Source organism: Pedococcus sp., assembly GCF_036000045.1.
GTDB lineage: Bacteria > Actinomycetota > Actinomycetes > Actinomycetales > Dermatophilaceae > Pedococcus.
In genome coordinates this window covers 1-18,500 of record NZ_DASYGF010000078.1, presented here as the reverse complement: position 1 = coordinate 18,500, position 18,500 = coordinate 1, and the positions used below count along the sequence as shown (strand labels likewise).

The window sequence follows — 18,500 nt, the reverse complement described above, 5'->3', positions numbered from 1 at the left end:
GCCGAACCACATGATCATCTGAGCCACCGAGGTGATGATGCCCGCGACGGCGGCCGCGACCGACCCCGTGAGGATGTCGCGGTTGTAGACGTGCATGAGCTCGTGGCCGAGCACTCCCCGCAGCTCGCGCTCGTCCAGCAGCCCGAGGATGCCCTCGGTGCAGCAGACGGCGGCGTTCTCGGGGTTGCGGCCGGTGGCGAAGGCGTTGGGCGCCGCGGTCGGGCTGATGTAGAGCTTGGGCATCGGCTTGCCCGCAGCGGTGGAGAGCTCGCGGACGATGCGGTACATCGCGGGGGCCTGGGCCTCGCTCACGGGATAGGCGTGCATCGCGCGGATGGCCAGCTTGTCGCTGTTCCAGTAGCCGTAGGCCGTGGTGCCGATGCCGATGAGCGCGAAGATCCAGATGAAGGAGCTGTTGCGGGTGTAGCCGGCGATTCCCCCGCCGATGACCAGGAGCAGCGCGAAGATCGCGCCGAGGAGGGCAGCGGTCTTGAGCCCGTTCAGATGGTTGTGCATGTCGGACTCAACGTTCCCTCAGGTGCGCTCGTTCCCCGGGCCGGGCGGTCAGGCCAGCAGGCCCAACAAGAGCTGGGGCAGCACGCTGGTGAGGACGAGCGCCGCCCCACCCACGACCAGCGCCACGAGGGCCGGTCGGGGGATCCGGCCGATCCACGGCGCCGTCGGTGCCTGGCCGGGGTCGCGCAGCAGGACGGCGAACCACCGCACGTACACAGCGATTCCGAGGACGGCGTTGGCCACGGCGACGAGTGCCAGCACCCACTGCTCGGCGCCGACCACCGGGCGCAGGGCCACGACCTTCGCGACCAGTCCGACGACGCCGGGCGGCAGACCGGCCAGCGACAGCAACGCCAGCCCGAGAGCGCCACCGAGCAGAGGGTGTGCACGCAACAGACCTGCGTATGCCGCGAGCGTGCGGCCTGAGGGGGCTTCACCGGAGCGACCCGCGCCTGACACGAGATGCACCACTGTGAAGGCCACGAGGGTCGCGACGACGTAGGCCAGCAGATAGCCGCCCGAGGCCGCGGCAGAGGTCGGACGCATCGCCGACAGGGGCAGGATGACCCATCCCGCCTGGGCCACCGTCGACCAGGCGAGCAGCCGGACCGGGTCGTCCTGGACCAGTGCGATGAGGTTGCCGACCGTCATCGACACGGCGGCGAGCAGGCCGATGCCCAGGAGGACCGGGCCGGCCACCTGGGTGAGGGGACGCAGGACGACGAGGAGAGCGGCGAGCGCAGCCACCTTGGACGTGCCCGCGAGGAAGGCCGCGACCGGGCTGGAGGCACCGGCATACGCCTGGGGGGTCCACGCGTGGAAGGGGGCGAGGGAGAGCTTGAAGGCCAGTCCCGCAACGAGGAACAGGACCCCGAGCAGCAGCACAGGGCGCCGGTGGGTATCGGCCAGTGCCGTGCCCGCGCTCCCGGGGGCGAAGACGGCCTCGCCGGTCGCGGTGAGCCAGAGCGCCCCGCCGAGCACCACCATCGCGAACGACACGAGCGAGGTGGTCAGCAGGGCTAGAGCACCCCGCCCGGCGGCTCGGGTGCCCCGTAGCGCAACCAGCGCGATCGCCGGGAGGGTGGCGAGCTCGAGGCACACCAGCCAGGAGCCGAGGTCGTGGGCCGCCGCGACGCCGGCCGCACCGGCGGTGGCAGCCAGGACGAGCGAGACCAGGACCGCGGGACCGCCCCTGGTCTCATCTGGCTCGCCGTCGTTGCGCCCGGCCGGCCACATGAGCAGCAGCACGACGAGCGCCGAGGCGAGTGCGGCCACCTGGAACGCGCTGACCAGCGGGCCGGACTCGTAGAGGCAGGCCCCGTCCGGCGCCGGGAGACACAAGGTGCGCCAGGGCTGGCTCGCCGGACGGGCCACGCCCGGCACCGCGCAGGCGATACCCACGACGAGGGCCAGGACGGCGACCGGGGCATGCACGCGGACCGCGCGGGGCAGAACGGCGTCGAGCACCAGCGCAACGACAGCGCCCCCCGCGGGAGCCACGACCGGTGCGAGAGCCAGCCAGTCGATCGAGACCAGGGCGGTGTGGGTCATGGCGCCGCCCCGATGATCGTCGAGACGGCTCCCCGGGTGAGGGCCAGCAACGGTCCGGGGGCGACGCCGATCGCCATCGTCGCGACGACGAGGGCGCCCGCGACCAACCACTCACCGCCCCAACCGTCCTCGATGAACGGCTCCCTGCGGTCACCGGCCCAGACGAGGCGAGCGACCCGCAGGCTGTACGCGGCAGCGAGCACCGTGCCGACCACGGCGACCACCGCGACGACCCGCAGGATGCCGACCGGACGGTCTGCCGCTGGGGACCACGCGGCATACACGCTCAGGAACTCACCCCAGAACCCGGCGAGACCGGGGAGTCCCAACGAGGCAGCGAGTCCCACGACCAGTGCCAGGCCCAGACGCGGGGCCACCTCGCGCACCGCTGCGCGCGCGGTGCCGAGATCGGCGCTCCCCCACCGCTCCTTCAGGCCGCCGACGACGACGAAGAGGAGCGCCGAGACGACGCCGTGGGCGATGTTCGCGAAGAGGGCCGCCTGCAGGCCCGTGCGCGTGCCGCTGGCCAGTCCGATCGCGACGAAGCCCATGTGCGCCACGGAGGAGTAGGCCACCAGCCTTTTGAGGTCGCGCTCGACCAGACAGGCCAGGCCTCCCCAGACGACCCCCACGGCACCGAGCACGGCAAGGATCGGCGCGAGGCGGGCGAAGCCGGCGGGCAGTGAGGCGAGCGGCAGCCGCACCAGGCCGTAGGTGCCCATCTTGAGGAGGACGGCCGCCAGCAGGACCGAGCCGGCCGTCGGTGCGGTGGTGTGCGCGGGGGGAAGCCAGGTGTGCAACGGGAAGACAGGCACCTTCACGGCGAGCCCTGCGACGAGCAGGGCCGCGATCATCACCTGCGCGTGCACCGGTATGCCGTGTCCCCCACCGCGGGCGAGGATGTCGAGGTCGGAGGTGCCCGCCTGGGCGACGAGCGCCAGGATGCCGACGAGCATGAGGGTCGAGCCGAACGCCGTGTAGAGGATGAAGCGACCGCCTGCGTCGGCCCGCTCCGCCGGACTGTGGGCATCCCCGAACCTGGAGATGAGCACCCACATCGGCACGAGCACCACTTCGAACGCGATGAAGAACAGCACGGCGTCGCGTGCGTAGAAGGTCGCGAGCGCCCCGAGCTCGACGAGCAGCAGGCAGGCATGGAAGGCCGCGGACGTGCCCCCGACGGGAGCCCGGTCCCTGGAGTGCACGACGACCGCGACGCCCAGCAGAGCGGTGAGCAGCAGGAGGGGGGCGCTGATGCCGTCGACCGCCAGCTCCCAGCGCAGGCCGATCGCCGGAACCCAGGACCGGTCGACCGTGGGCCGCATCACGACGGCGAGGAGCACGAACCCCAGCGTCACCAGGCTGGCCGCGGACGACACCAGGTTGACCACCCGGTGCGAGAGGCCGCGCCCAGCCGTCATGAGCCAGACCGCCACGGCTGCGGGCACCACGAGGCTGGACAGGATCACCACACCGCCACCCCCAGTAGCACGAGGGCGACCACGCCGGCCACGACCCACGCCAGGCCGCTGGCCGCGCGCTCGCGTGCGTGGGCACGGTTCCCGACCCGGCCGGAGAGGCTGGCAGTCAGCGCCGCGCCCCGCACGTACGCATCCACGACGTCGCGGTCGAGGACGACGACCAGCCGCGCGAGGGCGAGTACGGGACGCGCGACAGCCGCGACGTAGAGCCGGTCAGCGCCGAAACCGTTGTCGAACAACGCCGTTCGTGTGCCGACCAGCCGCGGAGCGGGATCGGCCTGGGTCCGGGCGAGTCGTCGGACCCCCACGGCCGCCCCCACGACGAGCAGGACGCTCACGACCGCCATCCACCAGCTGGGGTGCCCGCGCAGCCGCAGCGCCGGCGTCAGCACGACGAGGCCCCCGACCACGGCCAGGACGGCCAGCACGACGACGACGGCGCGCACGCCCACTGTCGCGGAGTCGCGGTCGTGGCGGGAGACGTCGGCGGCCCCGACGTCGTCGAGGACCAGCCAGGCACGCATGCAGTACGCCGCGGTGAGAGCGACGGTGAGCAGCCCGGCCAGCAGGACGACCCAGGCGCGGGCCTGTCCGTCGCCGGCTCCCGCCTCAGCGGCGGCGAGGACGTACTCCTTGGAGACGAAGCCGGTCAGCGGCGGGACCCCGGCCAGTGCCAGCAGGCCCACGAACATGGCGGGACGGATGAGCAGATGCCCACGCAGACCTCCGCGCATGGTGGCGGCGGCGGTCCCGCCGACCGTCACGCTGAGCCAACCGATGGCCAGGAACAGCAGCGCCTTGAAGAAGGCGTGGGAGTAGAGGTGAAGGGTCCCGGCGGCGGGGCCCTCGTCCGCCGGCGCCACCGCGAGCGCCGAGAGCATGAGCGCCACCTGGCTGAGGGTGGAGTACGCGAGCAGCCGCTTGAGGTCGCTCTGACCAAACGCCAGCACTGCCGCCCAGACCATGGTGACGGACGTGGTCAGGGCCAGGAGCCAGCGGGCCGCGCCGTCGGCGGCCAGCACGTCGAACAGCTGGGCGAGCACGAAGGTGCCTGCGGCCACCATCGTCGCCGCGTGGATCAGCGCCGACGCGGGCGTGGGCCCCTCCATGGCGTCGGGGAGCCAGTCGTGGAACGGAACCATCCCCGACTTGCCCATGACTCCGACGACCAGCAGGAGCATGGGCCAGGTAGCCGGCTGTCCCGCATACGAGGAGAGCACGGCGGCGTATGCCGAGGAGCTGGCATGCGCGGCCAGCAGCACCACCCCGAGGACGAACCCCACGTCGGCGAAGCGCGTCACGAGGAATGCCTTGAAGGCCGCCCTCCGGGCGGACTCGCGCCGACTCCAGTGACCGATGAGCAGGTAGGAGCACCAGCCCATCACCTCCCAGCCGACGAGGGTCAGCACGAGGTCGGCCGACTGCACGACGAGCAGCATGCCCGCGCAGAACAACGAGACGGTAGCCGCGAACACTCCGTAGCGGTCGTCGGAGCGCAGGTACCAGGCCGCGAAGACCTGGACCGCCCAGCCGACGGTCCCGACGACCGTGGCGACGAGAGCCGGAGCCGCAGTCGCCTGCAGCAGCAACGGGATCCGCAGCTCCCCGGCGTCGAGCCCCGGCACGGTGTGCACCTGCAGCTCGGCGCCGCTGGTGTGCACGGCGACGAGCTCGAGCACGGCGGCCACCAGCATCAGACCTGACCCGGCCAGCGCCACGTTCCGCGCCTGACGCACCTGGCGGCGGGCCAGCAGGAGACCCAGCAGCGCGGCGACGGCCGGGACGAGGACGACGAGGCGGGCGGCGAGCGCGCTCATGGCGACATCTCCTCCACCTGGTCGGCGGGGGCCGCCAGGTCGATGTCGCCGCGCCTGCGGAACACGGCGAGGACGACGGCCAGCGCGACACACACCTCCGCCGCGGCGATGGTCACGACGAACAGGGCCAGCACGTTGCCGGCTGCCCAGTGGTCCGCGCCGGCGGCCCCTACGGTCACCAGGAGGAGGTTGGCAGCGTTGAGGACCAGCTCGACGCCGATGAGGACGAGAACGGCGTTGCGTCGGGCGAGCACGCCGAAGGTGCCCAGGCCGGCGAGGACCGCCGCGAGCAGGTAGGGCCCGGCGAGGTGGATCACGAGGCGTCGTCCTGGCGATGGAGACGCGACACCGCCAGGGCAGCGACCAGGGCCACCACGAGGAGCAACGACAGCACCTCGAACGGCCAGACCCAGGTGCCGAACAGCTGCTGGCCCAGGACCGTGGTGTCTGTGACGTGCCGTCGCACAGGGGCCCCGGCAATGGGCAGCAGCGCTGCTCCCAGCAGGACAGTGACCGCCGCGCCGAGCACCGCCGCCAGGACGCGGTGCCAGGGGCTGGTGCTGATCTCGGGGTTCGGCCCGACCGGGGCGCGGGTCAGCATCAGGGCGAAGAGCACCAGCACGACGACCGCGCCCACATAGACGAGCACCTGCACCAGGGCGACGAACTCGGCGCCGAGCACCAGGTAGCAGCCGGCGACGGAGCCCAGGCACACCACCAGCCACAACGCCGCGTGGACGACGTGGCGGGTCGTCACGGCGAGCAGCCCGCTGGCCGCGGCGATCACGGCGACAGCCGCGAACGCGACGTCGAGCGACGTCATGCGGGGGCCCCGGGTGGGGTCGTACGAGGCACTCGAGCCGGCTTGGCGCTGGCGGCGATCTCGGCGGGTTCTGCCGAGTGCTCGTCGAGAGCGGGGGGCGGTGGCACGGTGGGCATCCACTGGGCCAGCCGGGACTTCTCGTGCAGCAGGTCTCGGATGTCGAGCTCGGCGTACTCGAACTCGGGACTCCAGTGCAGGGCGTCGAACGGGCACACCTCTATGCAGATGCCGCAGTACATGCACAGGCTGAAGTCGATGGCGAACCGGTCGAGGACGTTGCGTTGCCGGTCGCGGCCGCCGGGAGTCGTGGCGGGGATCGTCTCCTTGTGGGAGTCGATGTAGATGCACCAGTCGGGGCACTCGCGCGCGCACAGCATGCACGACGTGCAGTTCTCCTCGAGCAGCGCGATGACGCCACGGGTGCGTGGAGGCAGGTGGGGCGGAGCGTCGGGGTACTCGGCGGTGTGCGTCGGCTTGGTCAGCGTGCGCGCGGTGGTGGCCAGCCCCTTGAGGATGCCCGGTATGGCGCCGCGTGAGCCAGTAGTTGTCGCTGCGACAGGTCTCTGTGGCGACGGCTCGGTCATGCGCTCACCACCACCCACACGCCCGTGAGGACGAGCTGGCCGAGGGCCAGTGGCACGAGGACCAGCCACGCCAGACGCTGGAGCTGGTCCTCACGCAGCCGCGGCCAGGCGACGCGCAGCCAGATGACGACCACCGCGATCACGAAGCCTTTCAGCAGGGTCCACAGCCAGCCCAGCTGGTCGCTGAACAGGCCGTGCCAGCCGCCCAGGTAGAGCACTGCGAACAGCAGTGACATGACCACGATTCCGGCGTACTCGCTCAGGAGGAAGAACGCGAACCGCAGCCCGGTGTACTCGGTGTAGGCGCCGAAGACGATCTCGGAGTCGGCCACGGGCATGTCGAACGGCGGTCGCTGCAGCTCGGCGACGGCCGCGACGAGGAAGACCACGGCGCCGGGCAGCTGCCAGATCAGCCACCAGGGGGACCACGCCGCGACGATCCCGGTCAGCGACAGCGACCCGGCCGCCAGGCAGACGCTGGCGACGGCCAGCACCATCGGCAGCTCGTAGGACAGCAGCTGCGCCGCGGAGCGCATCGCCCCGAGAAGGGAGTACTTGTTCGCACTGGCCCACCCGGCCATCAGGGTGCCGAGGATCCCGACGGCGGTGACGGCCAGGACCAGGACGGCGGAGGCGGGCGCATCGGCCGCAACCACACTAGGACTGAGCGGAATCGCTGCCAGCGCAACGAGATAGGGCACCAGGGCGATGGCAGGGGCGAAGCGGAAGACGCGCTGGTCGGCCGCCGCCGGCGTGATGTCCTCCTTCTGCACGAACTTGACCCCGTCGGCGACGAGCTGCGCCCACCCGTGGAAGCCACCGGCATACATCGGGCCCAGGCGTCCCTGCATGTGGGCCATGACCTTGTGCTCGGTCTGGCCGACGAGCAGGGGCAGCACGAGGAAGGCCGCCAGCGCCGCGACGGCGCGCAGCGTCACGTCCAGGGCGGTGCTCACCGGGGCCCCCATTCGGGGCCGGGAACGCCGGGAGCGCTGACGCGACGCCGGCCCGTCGGCTTGCTGTGCTCGCTCTCGCCCGGCTCCTTGGCGCCGGGCCACGCCTTGGACGCGCGGGCGGCGAGGACGAACGACTTGCGCAGCGGCGTGCCCTCGAAGCCGTCGGGCAGCAGCAGAGGGCGCAGCCCCAGCCCGGTGCCGTCGTCGAACCCCTCGAAGTCCAGGCCGAACATCTCGTGGGTCTCACGCTCGTGCCACGCGGCCCCGCGGAAGACTCCGGTGATGCTCGCCAGGCTGTCACCGTTCGGCACGCGAGTGCGGATCAGGATGCGCCGCAGCGCCCTCGGCGTCGTCGCATCCAGGAGGTGGCAGACCACGTCGAGGCCAGGAGCCTGCGCGTCGTCGGTCTGGTCGACCGCGGTGAGCCAGTCGAAGAAGCCGTATGCCGCGTCGCGCGCCTGCGTCACCGCGCCCACCCACCCCTCTGGGGGCACCTCGCGACGTTCGACCACCCCCAGGTCGCTCACGAGTCACCTCGCGGGCTCGTGGATGCCGGTGGCGCGACCAGTCCGCGGCTCAGCTCGCCCGCGGAGGCCGTGCGATGGCCGGCATACTTGGCGCGAATTCCCTTGGTGGACAAAGACTCTGCTGCGATCTTCTCCTGCAGCTTGAGGATGCCCTGGAGGAGCGCCTCGGGGCGTGGCGGGCAGCCGGGGACGTAGACATCGACGGGGATCACCGTGTCCACGCCCTTGGTGACGCAGTACGAGTCCCAGTACGGGCCACCGGAGTTGGAGCAGGCGCCGAACGAGATGACGTACTTGGGCTCCGGCATCTGGTCGTAGAGGCGACGGACGGCGGGCGCCATCTTGTCGGTGACGGTACCGCTGACCACCATGAGGTCGGCCTGACGCGGGCCGGGCGCGAACGGGATCACGCCGAGCCGGATGAAGTCGTGCCGCGCCATCGACGCGGCGATGAACTCGATGGCGCAGCAGGCGAGACCGAAGTTGAACACCCACAGCGAGTAGCGGCGCCCCCAGTTGAGGACGACCTTGATCGGGGTGGGGGCGAGGTCGGTGGCGGGCCCGACCCGCGGCATGGGCAGGCCGACGGTGGCCATCAGAACCACCTCAGCAGGCCGCGGCGCCCTGCATGGAGCAGGCCGACGAGGATCACGCCGACGAACACGGCGATCTCGACCAGGGAGGCGGGCCCGAGCGAGCCACGCGCCACCAGCGCCCAGGGGAAGAGGTAGACGGCGTCCACGGCGAAGATCACGTAGAGGAAGGCGTAGACGAAGTAGCGGATCTGGGTCTGCGCCCAGTCCTGGCCGACCGGGTCGACGCCCGACTCGTAGGTCGTGAGCTTCGCGCGCGTGGGGGCGTGTGGGGCGAGCAGGGCCCGGGCGCCCATGGCAGCGCCGAAGAGCAGTAGGCCGATGACGACCACTGCGGCGACGACGACGTAGGGCGACACCCTTGGCAGCCTAGTGGCCGCGGCATACGAGCGGCCGGAGGTGGTCACCGCTGAGGCGACTCCCGTCAGGGACCATCGTCAGGGACCATCGTCAGGGGGGACGCCACCAGGTAGCCGTCGGCGTCCAGGGTCACGGGTATCGGGTCGGTGATCTCGAACCCGTCCAGCCCCCGCGGCTCGAGGTTCCGAAAGCCGAGGATGACCCAGGAGCCGTCGCGCCGCTGCACCAACGGTGCCGCGAAGAGGTCCGGCTCGGCGGTGAACGGCCGGGCGGCGTCGATGTCCCAAGGGCCCAGCGGACCGGGGCCGGGGACGGACCACGTGCAGAACTCCCCCGTGCGGGCGAGGCGCTTCGCGGTCATCTCCTGGGGGTGGCAGGTGAAGACGAGCACCCAGCGCCCGTCGATCTGCTTGTCCTGGAGCACCTCGAGCTGGCCGAAGCCAGTGCCCGGCTCGGATAGAGGCGGACCGGCGGTCCACGTCAGGAGGTCGGGGCTGGTGGCGTGGGCGACGACACCGTCGTCGTTGCGGGCGGCCTCGCGGGCGCGGGCGGTCAGCAACAGATGCCAGCCGTTCCCCTCGGGGTCGGTCAGCAGGAGTGGGTCGCGCCAGGTCTCGCTCGACCCCTCGAGGTCCGGTCCGGTCGTGGGAGCAGGAGTGTTGGCCAGGGTCTTGTACCAGCGGCCGTCCACTCCGGCGGCTGGCTGGTCGGACACGCGGCGCCAGTGGTGCAGGTCGTCGGAGACCGCCGAGCCGATCCGCTGGTCGTAGACGTGGTGACCGGCGGTGGAGACCGCCGTGTAGAAGAACCGCCACTCGCTGCCCACACGGGTGACCGAGCCCGTCCAGATGGCCAGGTCGTCGAACCCGGTGTCGGCCGGGCCGAAGCATTCGCCCAGGTAGTCCCAGGTAACCAGGTCAACTGACGTCGCGTGCCCCACCCGCGCGGCCGTATGCCGCCGGGCCGGGTCCTCGAGCGCGCGCGGCGCCTGGAGGAAGAAGAGGTGGTAGCGGTCGCCGTCGTCGGCGACCCACGAGTCCCAGATCCACATGTCGTCGAGCCGAAGCATGACGGGAGTCTGGCAGGCTTCCGAGGCTCCGGCAGGGCGAACCGTTCCAGGGTCCGTCCGTGCTGAGCCCCACTCGTTTGGCCGACGTGCGCGTCTGGGGATAAGTCATACGCGCCGCGTTCGGCGGTCGAGACGGTCGCGCGGCGCTGCGGGCCCGGGCCCACCGCTGCGCCGACCGGTGCGCCCCATCGAGGCGGACAGCAGTGCGCCACCCACCACGCGTTCAGACACCACCTGGCCCGCCGACCGCCACAGCTACCCCCGCGCAGCCTGACCGACCCCCCATCAACGCACGCTGTCCGGAATACGGGTGCAGCCCGAGTTCGTTGAGGCTGCGGCATACCATGGAAGTGACGCAAGAAGTAGCCAGCGCACCAGAGAAATGCCGATGAACAGGTGGCCGAAACGCCCATGAGCAGCAAGTCCGTTCAGAAGCTCGACCGTGTCGTGATCAGGTTCGCCGGCGACTCGGGCGACGGCATGCAGCTGACAGGTGACCGCTTCACCTCCGAGACGGCTGCCCTCGGCAACGACCTCTCGACGCTGCCCAACTTCCCGGCCGAGATCCGGGCACCCCAGGGCACCCTGCCAGGCGTATCGAGCTTCCAGCTGCACTTCGCCGACCACGACGTGCTCACCCCCGGGGACGCACCCGACGTGCTCGTCGCCATGAACCCCGCGGCTCTCAAGGCCAACCTGCGCGACCTGCCCCGGGGCGCGACGATCATCGCCAACACCGACGAGTTCACCAAGCGCAACCTCGCCAAGGTGGGCTACACCGACAACCCCCTCGCGGACGGCAGCCTCGACTCCTGGCACCTGCACCCGGTCGCGCTCACGTCCATCACCGTCGAGGCGCTCGCCGAGTTCGACAGCCTGTCCCGCAAGGACAAGGAGCGCGCCAAGAACATGTTCGCGCTCGGCCTGCTGTCGTGGATGTACCACCGGCCGACGACCGGCACCGAGTCCTTCCTGAAGAAGAAGTTCGGCGCCCGGCCCGACATCCTCGCCGCCAACCTGGCCGCCCTGCGCGCGGGTCTCCACTATGGCGAGACGACCGAGGACTTCGCCGTCTCCTACGAGATCGCCCCGGCCCCGATGCCCGCCGGCACCTACCGCAACATCACCGGCAACGCGGCGCTCGCACTGGGACTCGTGAGCGCGTCGCATCGCGCCGGCATCCCCGTCGTGCTGGGCTCCTACCCCATCACCCCCGCTTCCGACATCCTGCACACGCTCGCCGGGCTCAAGCGCTACGGCGTGACGACGCTGCAGGCCGAGGACGAGATCGCCGGCATCGGCGCTGCCCTCGGCGCATCCTTCGGCGGCGCCATCGGCGTGACCACGACCTCGGGCCCCGGCGTCGCCCTCAAGTCCGAGACCATCGGGCTGGCCGTCTCCCTCGAGCTGCCACTGGTCATCGTCGACGTGCAGCGCGGTGGCCCCTCGACGGGCCTGCCCACCAAGACCGAGCAGTCCGACCTGCTCCAGGCGATGTTCGGCCGCAACGGCGAGTCTCCCGTCCCCATCGTCGCCCCGCGGTCGCCGGCCGACTGCTTCGACGCCGCCATCGAGGCGGTCCGCATCGCCACGGCCTACCGGACGCCTGTGTTCCTGCTCTCCGACGGCTACCTCGCCAACGGCTCCGAGCCGTGGGCGATCCGGTCAGTGGCCGACCTGCCCGACCTGACGGTCCAGTTCGCGACCGAGCCCAACGACACCGACGCCAAGGGCCAGCCGGTGTTCCACCCGTACAAGCGCGACGACGCCACACTGGCCCGCCCGTGGGCCGTCCCGGGCACGCCAGGCCTCGAGCACCGCGTCGGCGGCATCGAGAAGGCCAACGTCACGGGCAACATCTCCTACGACCCCGACAACCACGACCTCATGACGCGGCTGCGTGCGGCCAAGGTCGAGCGCATCGCCGACACCATCGGCGACCTGGAGGTCGACGACCCTAGCGGCGAGGCAACCGTGCTGGTCCTCGGGTGGGGGTCGACCTACGGCCCCATCGCGGCGGCGGTCCGCAGCGTCCGCAACACCGGAGCGCCGGTCGCCCGGGCTCATCTGCGCCACCTCAACCCCTTCCCCGCCAACACCGGTGAGGTCCTGCGGCGCTACGACCGGGTGCTGGTCCCCGAGATGAACATGGGCCAGCTCGCGATGCTCCTGCGCGCCAAGTACCTCGTCGACGTCCACTCCTTCACCCAGGTGCGCGGGCTGCCGTTCACCACCGTGGAGCTCGCCGACGCCATCGTGGCGCTCGCCGCGCCGGCTCACGAGACCGCTCACTCGGAGGTGCGCGCATGACCACTTCTCCCCGCGTCACCACAGACCTCGGTATGCCGTCCACGGGGGCTCCCGGCGGCACCGCCCAGGTCCCGCACCTGGCCGAGGACGCGCCGGCACAGACCAAGCGCGAGTTCACCTCCGACCAGGAGGTGCGCTGGTGCCCCGGCTGTGGCGACTACGCGATCCTGGCGGCCGTCCAGGGCTTCCTGCCCGAGCTCGGCCTCAGGCGCGAGAACATCGTGTTCGTCTCGGGTATCGGGTGCTCCTCGCGCTTCCCCTACTACCTCGACACCTACGGCATGCACTCGATCCACGGCCGGGCGCCCGCCATCGCGACAGGCCTCGCGACGAGCCGCGCCGACCTGTCCGTGTGGGTCGTCACCGGTGACGGCGACGCCCTGTCGATCGGCGGCAACCACCTGATCCACGCCCTGCGACGCAACGTCAACCTCACGATCCTGTTGTTCAACAACCAGATCTACGGCCTGACCAAGGGTCAGTACTCGCCCACGTCGGAGATGGGCAAGGTCACCAAGTCGACTCCCATGGGCTCGGTCGACCACCCGTTCAACCCCGTGTCCCTGGCGCTGGGCGCCGAGGCGACCTTCGTGGCGCGGACCATGGACTCCGACCGCAAGCACCTCACCGAGATCCTGCGTGCGGCCGCCGAGCACCGCGGGACGTCGCTGGTCGAGATCTACCAGAACTGCCCGATCTTCAACGACGGCGCGTTCGACCTGATCAAGGACCGCACGGAGCAGGAGGCACGGATCGTCCACCTCGCCGACGGCCAGCCTGTCCAGGTCGGAGGTGAGAGCGACCGTCAGGTGCTGGTGCGCGGCGCCGCCGGGGCGATGGAGTTCGTACCGCAGGCCCAGAGCGAGGGCCGCGAGGTGGTGGTCCACGACGTCTCCGCCGAGGACTGCACCCAGGCGTTCGCCCTGTCCCGGCTCGACTCCCCCGAGATGACGCACGTGCCGATGGGCATCTTCCGCAACGTCGACCGGCCCACCTACGACGACCTGGTTCGGGCGCAGGTGGCCGCAGCCGTCGACACCGCAGGCGGCCGGCCCACGGACGACGACCTCGACGCCCTGATCCGGGGTCGTGACACCTGGGTCGTGGCATGAGCACGCCGCCCTTCCCCTCGCGCGCCGACGCCTGACGTGGAGCGCGACGAGCAGAGGCGAGGCGCGGTATACGGGCTCCTGGCCTATGGCATCTGGGGCCTGTTCCCGCTGTACTTCGCCGCACTGCGGCCCGCCGGCGCCTGGGAGATCCTGAGCCATCGGATCCTGTGGACCGTGCTGCTGTGCGCGGTCGTGCTGCTGCTGCGGCGCGACCTGCGCTGGCTAAGGCTGTTGAGGGACCGGCCCCGCCTGGTCCTCGGCGTCACGGTTGCCGCACTCCTGATCGCCGCGAACTGGGTGATCTACGTGGCGGCCGTGCTGGGCGGGCACACCACCGAGGCAGCCCTCGGCTACTTCCTCAACCCCGTGGTGACCGTGGCACTCGGAGTGCTGGTGCTGCGTGAACGGCTTCGTCCCCTCCAGTGGGCGGCCGTGGCCATCGGCGCGCTGGCCGCGGTCTATCTGAGCGTCGCGGCCGGGTCGGTGCCGCTCATCGCGGTCTCCCTGGCGTGCACCTTCGGGGGCTACGGCCTGGTCAAGAAGAAGGTCGGCGTCAGCCTGGAGGCACTGCACTCACTGACCGCCGAGACGCTGGTGCTCACCCCCATCGCCGTGGTGCTCCTCGGAGTGCTCACGCTGCGTGGCGACACGACCTTCACCACCGACGGGGCCTGGCACACCGCACTCCTGGTGCTCGCCGGCGTGCTCACCGCGACGCCCCTGCTGTTCTTTGCCGCAGCGGCTCGACGCGTGCCACTGGTCACGATCGGCCTGCTGCAGTTCATCACGCCGGTGCTGCAGCTCCTGTGCGGGGTGCTGCTGCTCCACGAGCACATGTCGGCCCAGCGCTGGGTCGGCTTCGGGATCGTGTGGGTCGCCCTGGCCGTGCTGACCGTCGACTCGCTGCGGAGCTACGGGGTCAGCCGACGCGGTTGACGACGCTGGTGGCCAGAGCCATCAGCGCCGTCTTGGCGTCACTGTCAGGCAGGGGGTCCAGGGCCGACTGGGCCTGACGGGCCACGTCCGCGGTGTGCTGGCGGGCCCGCTCCATCGCCGGGTTCGCGCGAAGCAGCTCCAACGCCTGGGCCAGCCTGGCCTCGTCGGCGCGCAGGTCGGACCGCAACAGCTCCTGGAGGGTGGCGTCGGCCGGGTCCGCCGAGGCGAGGGCGTAGAGGACGGGAAGGGTGGCCTTGCCCTCGCGAAGGTCGGTCCCGGGCGTCTTGCCGCTGTCCTCGGCATCCGATGCGACATCGATCAGGTCGTCGGCCAGCTGGAAAGCCATCCCGAGACGCTCGCCGTACTCGCGCATCGTCTCCACCGTGGCTGCGTCGCAGCCGGAGAACATCGCGCCGTAGCGAGCGGCCGTGGCGATGAGCACGCCAGTCTTGTCGGCCAGCACCCGCAGGTAGTAGGCCACCGGCTCCTCGCCGGACGGCGTCGGGCGGTCGTCGCGGATCTGGCCCGCGCACAGCCGCACGAAGGTCTCCGCCTGGATCTTCACCGCCTCGGCGCCCAGGTCGGCGATGATCGACGAGGCCGTACCGAACAGCATGTCCCCGACGAGGATCGCAGTGGAGTTGCCGTACCGGGCGTTCGCGCTGGCCGCGCCACGGCGCACCGTGGCCTCGTCCATGACGTCGTCGTGACACAGCGAGGCGACATGGGTCAGCTCGACACCGGCCGCTGCGGCGACCACGTCGGCGTTGGCGCCACTGCCCAGCTCGGCCGCCAGCAGGGTGAGCAGCGGCCGGAACCGCTTGCCCCCGGCATCGATGAGGTGGGTGTTGGCCTCGGCGATGAAGGGGTCGTCGTGGTCCACCTTGCGACGCAACAGTGCGTCGACGTCGGTCAGGCCGACCTCGAGGCGGTGGGCCAGCTCCTCCGACGTGGAGGGCAGGACCAGGACCGGTGGTCGCGCGCTCATCTGAGCAGGAAGACCGACGACCGCTGCGCGAGGTCGAGCACCTGAGAGGGCATCACCCCGAGCACGAGCGTGACCAGGGTGCCCACCGTGATGGCGACCGTGCTCAGCGGGGAGGCCACCTGAGCCACGACCGGCTCACCGGCCGGCGGCTCGGTGAAGTACATCAGGACGATCAGGCGGACATAGACGAACGCCGTCACCATGCTCGAGAGCACACCGATGATCACGAGGGCCACCCCGGAGCGCCCGCCGAAGCTGACGGCCGGCGCGAACGCGGCATACTTCGCGGCGAAGCCCGAGGTCAGGGGGATCCCCGCAAAGGCGAGCAGCAGGAAGGCGAAGACGCCGGCCACGACCGGATGGTTACGGCCGAGCCCGGCCCACTGCGAGAGGTGGGATGCCTCGGAGCCGCCCTGGCGCACCATGGCGACGACGGCGAAGGCCGCGATCGTCATGAAGCCGTAGGCCACGAGGTAGAACATGGTGCCCGTGACGCCGGTGACGTCGAAGGCGAGGACCGCCACCAGGATGAACCCGGCGTGCGCGATCGAGGAGTAGGCGAGCAGCCGCTTGACGTCCGTCTGGGTCACCGACAGCACGGACCCGACCACCATGGTCAGGGCGGCCACGGCGATCACACCCGCGCGCCAGTCCCAGCGGCTCGCCTGCACGCCGACGTAGACGAACCGCAGGATCGCCCCGAAGGCGGCCACCTTGGTGCAGGCCGCCATGAAGCCGGTGACCGGAGTCGGCGCGCCCTGGTAGACGTCGGGAGTCCAGGAGTGGAACGGGACGGCGCCGACCTTGAACAGCAGGCCGATGAGCACGAACAGGACGCCGGGCAGCAGCAGTCCCTCCATGGTCCCCGAGGCCGTGTTGATCGCCTTCGCGATGTCGGACAGGTAGATCGACCCTGCATAGCCGTACAGCAGAGCCGCGCCGAACAGGAAGAACGCCGAGCTGAAGGCACCGAGGAGGAAGTACTTGAGGGAGGCCTCCTGCGACAGCAGTCGGCGGCGGCGCGCCAGACCGGACAGCAGGTACAGCGGCAGCGAGAGCACCTCGAGCGCCACGAACATCGTCAACAGGTCACCGGCTGCCGGGAACAGCATCATGCCGAGCACCGCGAACATCGTCAGCGGGAAGACCTCGCTCGTCGCCAGGCCGGCCCGCAACGCAGCGGCCTCGTGCGGGGAGCCGGGGATCGCCGCACCCATGGGGGTGAACGCGTCTGCCCCCTGGCCCCCGAACTTCTCAGCCATGGTGAGCACGCCCAGGATCGACATGAGCAGCAGTGCGCCCTGGAGGAACAGCGCGGGCCCGTCGATGATGACGGCCTCACGCAGGGTGCCACCCTGGTTCGCGGATCGGGTCGAGACGAGCACGAGCACGAGGAACGCCGCCAGCAGGCCCACGAGGGCGATGGACACCTGGATGGTGTGGCGCAGCCGTCGGGGCGCGAAGGCCTCCACCAGGACACCGATCATGGCCGCACCGACGACGATGAGCATCGGGGCGATCGCGCCGTACTTCACGTCGGCGACCTGGAACCCGGTGGCAGCACTCAGGGCGTTCGGCAGCGCCGCCGGCAGGGCGACGAAGTGCGGGACCAGGCTCGGATCAGCGAGCGTGGCTGTCACGGCGGGCATCACTTGGCGCTCCCGTCAGCGGTGGTGGGGACAGCAGGCGCCGGGTCGGAGACTCCGACGTACTTCAGGGTCGTGGCGACCGCGGGGTTGAGCACGTCCAGGACCGGCTTGGGATAGAACCCGAGGACGAGGAACGCCGCGATCAGCGGTGCGACGACGAGCTTCTCGCGCAGCGTGATGTCAAGGACCCGCTCACCGGCGGCCTCGAGGTCGGGCCGCGGGCCGGTCATCATGCGCTTGTACATCAGCAGGATGTAGAGCGCCGCGAGGACGATGCCGGCGGTCGAGATGATCGCCACCGCCTTGTAGCGCTGGAAGGTCCCGACCAGCACGAGGAACTCCGAGACGAACGAGCTCAGACCCGGGAGCGCCAGACCCGACAGGCCGGCCACCAGGAAGACACCGGCCAGACCGGGCGTCACGCGCTGCCAGCCACCGAAGTCCGGGATCCGCTTGCTGCCCCGCCGCGCCACGAGCATGGCGCCGATGAGGAACAGCGCCGCCGTCGAGAAGCCATGGTTGAGCATGTAGAGCGTCGAGCCCGCGCCACCCGTGGTCGTCAGCGCGAAGATGCCGAGCACGATGAAGCCGAAGTGGCTGACGGATGTATAGGCGATCAGCCGCATGATGTCGGTCTGCCCGATCGCCAGCAGCGCGCCATAGAGGATCGAGATCACCGCGAGGACGAGCACCACCGGGGTGGCCCACTTGCTGGCCTCGGGGAAGAGCTGCAGGCAGAACCGGATCATCCCGAACGTGCCGACCTTGTCGAGCACGCCGACGAGCAGCGCCGCGCCGCCGGCCGGGGCCTCGGCGCCGGCGTCGGGCAGCCAGGTGTGGAACGGCACCAACGGCGCCTTGATCGCGAACGCGATGAAGAAGCCGAGGAAGAGCCACTTCTGCGTCGCGCCGTCCGGGACGTGACCGATGAGGTCGGTGATGGCGAAGCTGCGCGATCCCGTCGTCACGTACAGGCCGATGACGCTCGCCAGCATCAGCAGGCCGCCGACGAGCGAGTACAGGAAGAACTTCATCGCGGCGTACTGGCGGCGGGGGCCGCCGAAGCTGCCGATGATGAAGTACATCGGGACCAGCATCGCCTCGAAGAAGACGTAGAACAGGAAGACGTCGGTGGCGGTGAAGACGCCGACCATGAAGAACTCGAGCAGCAGGATCAGCCCGAAGTAGTTCTTCACGCTGCGCTGGCGCGCGCCCGGAGCGGCGATCT

General features: G+C 70.8%; 18 protein-coding genes. 3 read left to right on the top strand and 15 right to left on the bottom strand.

The features are described 5' to 3' along the window. The 12 genes from VGN50_RS12240 to VGN50_RS12185 form a co-directional block, all read right to left on the bottom strand. Positions 1 to 516, bottom strand: a 516-nt coding sequence (locus tag VGN50_RS12240) for a M48 family metalloprotease (RefSeq protein ID WP_327445075.1), incomplete at its 3' end; no start/stop codon positions are given. Between the two features lie 48 nt (positions 517 to 564). Continuing rightward, a complete protein-coding gene (locus VGN50_RS12235; protein WP_327445074.1) occupies positions 565 to 2,067 on the bottom strand; it encodes an NADH-quinone oxidoreductase subunit N in 1,503 nt (500 codons plus the stop codon). Then, on the bottom strand, positions 2,064 to 3,536 hold the full coding sequence (locus VGN50_RS12230) for an NADH-quinone oxidoreductase subunit M (protein ID WP_327445073.1): 1,473 nt from the start codon (positions 3,534 to 3,536) through the stop codon (positions 2,064 to 2,066). The genes VGN50_RS12235 and VGN50_RS12230 overlap by 4 nt, the downstream gene beginning before the upstream one ends. Next, positions 3,533 to 5,365, bottom strand: a complete 1,833-nt coding sequence (locus VGN50_RS12225; RefSeq protein ID WP_327445072.1) for an NADH-quinone oxidoreductase subunit L — start codon at positions 5,363 to 5,365, stop codon at positions 3,533 to 3,535. Before VGN50_RS12225 ends, VGN50_RS12230 begins: the two co-directional genes overlap by 4 nt. Continuing rightward, complete coding sequence (gene nuoK, locus VGN50_RS12220) at positions 5,362 to 5,682, bottom strand: NADH-quinone oxidoreductase subunit NuoK (protein ID WP_327445071.1); 321 nt, start codon at positions 5,680 to 5,682, stop codon at positions 5,362 to 5,364. Before nuoK ends, VGN50_RS12225 begins: the two co-directional genes overlap by 4 nt. Further along, positions 5,679 to 6,188 carry an NADH-quinone oxidoreductase subunit J gene (locus tag VGN50_RS12215; protein ID WP_327445070.1) on the bottom strand — a complete coding sequence of 170 codons (510 nt, stop codon included), beginning with the start codon at positions 6,186 to 6,188 and terminating at the stop codon, positions 5,679 to 5,681. The genes nuoK and VGN50_RS12215 overlap by 4 nt, the downstream gene beginning before the upstream one ends. Further along, entirely contained in the window at positions 6,185 to 6,772 is a 588-nt protein-coding gene (locus tag VGN50_RS12210; protein WP_327445069.1) for an NADH-quinone oxidoreductase subunit I, read from the bottom strand. The genes VGN50_RS12215 and VGN50_RS12210 overlap by 4 nt, the downstream gene beginning before the upstream one ends. Further along, on the bottom strand, positions 6,769 to 7,740 hold the full coding sequence (nuoH, locus tag VGN50_RS12205) for an NADH-quinone oxidoreductase subunit NuoH (RefSeq protein WP_327445068.1): 972 nt from the start codon (positions 7,738 to 7,740) through the stop codon (positions 6,769 to 6,771). Before nuoH ends, VGN50_RS12210 begins: the two co-directional genes overlap by 4 nt. Next, a complete protein-coding gene (locus tag VGN50_RS12200) occupies positions 7,725 to 8,255 on the bottom strand; it encodes an NADH-quinone oxidoreductase subunit C (RefSeq protein ID WP_327445067.1) in 531 nt (176 codons plus the stop codon). Before VGN50_RS12200 ends, nuoH begins: the two co-directional genes overlap by 16 nt. Next, entirely contained in the window at positions 8,252 to 8,851 is a 600-nt protein-coding gene (locus tag VGN50_RS12195) for an NADH-quinone oxidoreductase subunit B family protein (RefSeq protein WP_327445066.1), read from the bottom strand. Before VGN50_RS12195 ends, VGN50_RS12200 begins: the two co-directional genes overlap by 4 nt. Beyond that, complete coding sequence (locus VGN50_RS12190; protein WP_327445065.1) at positions 8,851 to 9,207, bottom strand: NADH-quinone oxidoreductase subunit A; 357 nt, start codon at positions 9,205 to 9,207, stop codon at positions 8,851 to 8,853. Before VGN50_RS12190 ends, VGN50_RS12195 begins: the two co-directional genes overlap by 1 nt. Before the next feature lie 65 nt (positions 9,208 to 9,272). Beyond that, positions 9,273 to 10,277, bottom strand: a complete 1,005-nt coding sequence (locus VGN50_RS12185; protein WP_327445064.1) for a glycosyl hydrolase — start codon at positions 10,275 to 10,277, stop codon at positions 9,273 to 9,275. Between the two features lie 411 nt (positions 10,278 to 10,688). Here VGN50_RS12185 and VGN50_RS12180 point away from each other — a divergent pair, with 411 nt between their 5' ends. Genes VGN50_RS12180 through rarD form a run of 3 tightly spaced genes read left to right on the top strand, consistent with a single transcriptional unit; the run spans position 10,689 to position 14,635 of the window. Then, a complete protein-coding gene (locus VGN50_RS12180) occupies positions 10,689 to 12,587 on the top strand; it encodes a 2-oxoacid:acceptor oxidoreductase subunit alpha (protein WP_327445063.1) in 1,899 nt (632 codons plus the stop codon). After that, positions 12,584 to 13,699 carry a 2-oxoacid:ferredoxin oxidoreductase subunit beta gene (locus VGN50_RS12175; RefSeq protein ID WP_327445062.1) on the top strand — a complete coding sequence of 372 codons (1,116 nt, stop codon included), beginning with the start codon at positions 12,584 to 12,586 and terminating at the stop codon, positions 13,697 to 13,699. Before VGN50_RS12180 ends, VGN50_RS12175 begins: the two co-directional genes overlap by 4 nt. A 36-nt stretch (positions 13,700 to 13,735) precedes the next feature. Further along, positions 13,736 to 14,635 (top strand): EamA family transporter RarD, encoded by a 900-nt coding sequence (gene rarD, locus VGN50_RS12170; RefSeq protein ID WP_327445061.1) that lies wholly within the window; start codon positions 13,736 to 13,738, stop codon positions 14,633 to 14,635. On the opposite strand, the gene VGN50_RS12165 is transcribed toward rarD, so the two are convergent. From VGN50_RS12165 to VGN50_RS12155, 3 genes are all read right to left on the bottom strand, one after another. Continuing rightward, positions 14,619 to 15,623 (bottom strand): polyprenyl synthetase family protein, encoded by a 1,005-nt coding sequence (locus VGN50_RS12165; RefSeq protein ID WP_327445060.1) that lies wholly within the window; start codon positions 15,621 to 15,623, stop codon positions 14,619 to 14,621. The two genes, rarD and VGN50_RS12165, sit on opposite strands and share 17 nt — an antisense overlap. After that, entirely contained in the window at positions 15,620 to 17,134 is a 1,515-nt protein-coding gene (nuoN, locus tag VGN50_RS12160; RefSeq protein ID WP_327445076.1) for an NADH-quinone oxidoreductase subunit NuoN, read from the bottom strand. Before nuoN ends, VGN50_RS12165 begins: the two co-directional genes overlap by 4 nt. Before the next feature lie 137 nt (positions 17,135 to 17,271). Continuing rightward, positions 17,272 to 18,500, bottom strand: a 1,229-nt coding sequence (locus tag VGN50_RS12155; protein WP_327445059.1) for an NADH-quinone oxidoreductase subunit M, incomplete at its 5' end; no start/stop codon positions are given.

Excerpts from the sequence above, each read along its gene's own strand:
- VGN50_RS12235 (WP_327445074.1), bottom strand. The coding sequence starts at position 2,067 with ATGACCCACACCGCCCTGGTCTCGATCGACTGGCTGGCTCTCGCACCG.
- VGN50_RS12225 (WP_327445072.1), bottom strand. The coding sequence starts at position 5,365 with ATGAGCGCGCTCGCCGCCCGCCTCGTCGTCCTCGTCCCGGCCGTCGCC.
- VGN50_RS12215 (WP_327445070.1), bottom strand. The coding sequence starts at position 6,188 with ATGACGTCGCTCGACGTCGCGTTCGCGGCTGTCGCCGTGATCGCCGCG.
- VGN50_RS12210 (WP_327445069.1), bottom strand. The coding sequence starts at position 6,772 with ATGACCGAGCCGTCGCCACAGAGACCTGTCGCAGCGACAACTACTGGC.
- nuoH (WP_327445068.1), bottom strand. The coding sequence starts at position 7,740 with ATGGGGGCCCCGGTGAGCACCGCCCTGGACGTGACGCTGCGCGCCGTC.
- VGN50_RS12195 (WP_327445066.1), bottom strand. The coding sequence starts at position 8,851 with ATGGCCACCGTCGGCCTGCCCATGCCGCGGGTCGGGCCCGCCACCGAC.
- VGN50_RS12185 (WP_327445064.1), bottom strand. The coding sequence starts at position 10,277 with ATGCTTCGGCTCGACGACATGTGGATCTGGGACTCGTGGGTCGCCGAC.
- VGN50_RS12180 (WP_327445063.1), top strand. The coding sequence starts at position 10,689 with ATGAGCAGCAAGTCCGTTCAGAAGCTCGACCGTGTCGTGATCAGGTTC.
- VGN50_RS12175 (WP_327445062.1), top strand. The coding sequence starts at position 12,584 with ATGACCACTTCTCCCCGCGTCACCACAGACCTCGGTATGCCGTCCACG.
- VGN50_RS12165 (WP_327445060.1), bottom strand. The coding sequence starts at position 15,623 with ATGAGCGCGCGACCACCGGTCCTGGTCCTGCCCTCCACGTCGGAGGAG.
- nuoN (WP_327445076.1), bottom strand. The coding sequence starts at position 17,134 with ATGCTCATCGTCGTCGGTGCGGCCATGATCGGTGTCCTGGTGGAGGCC.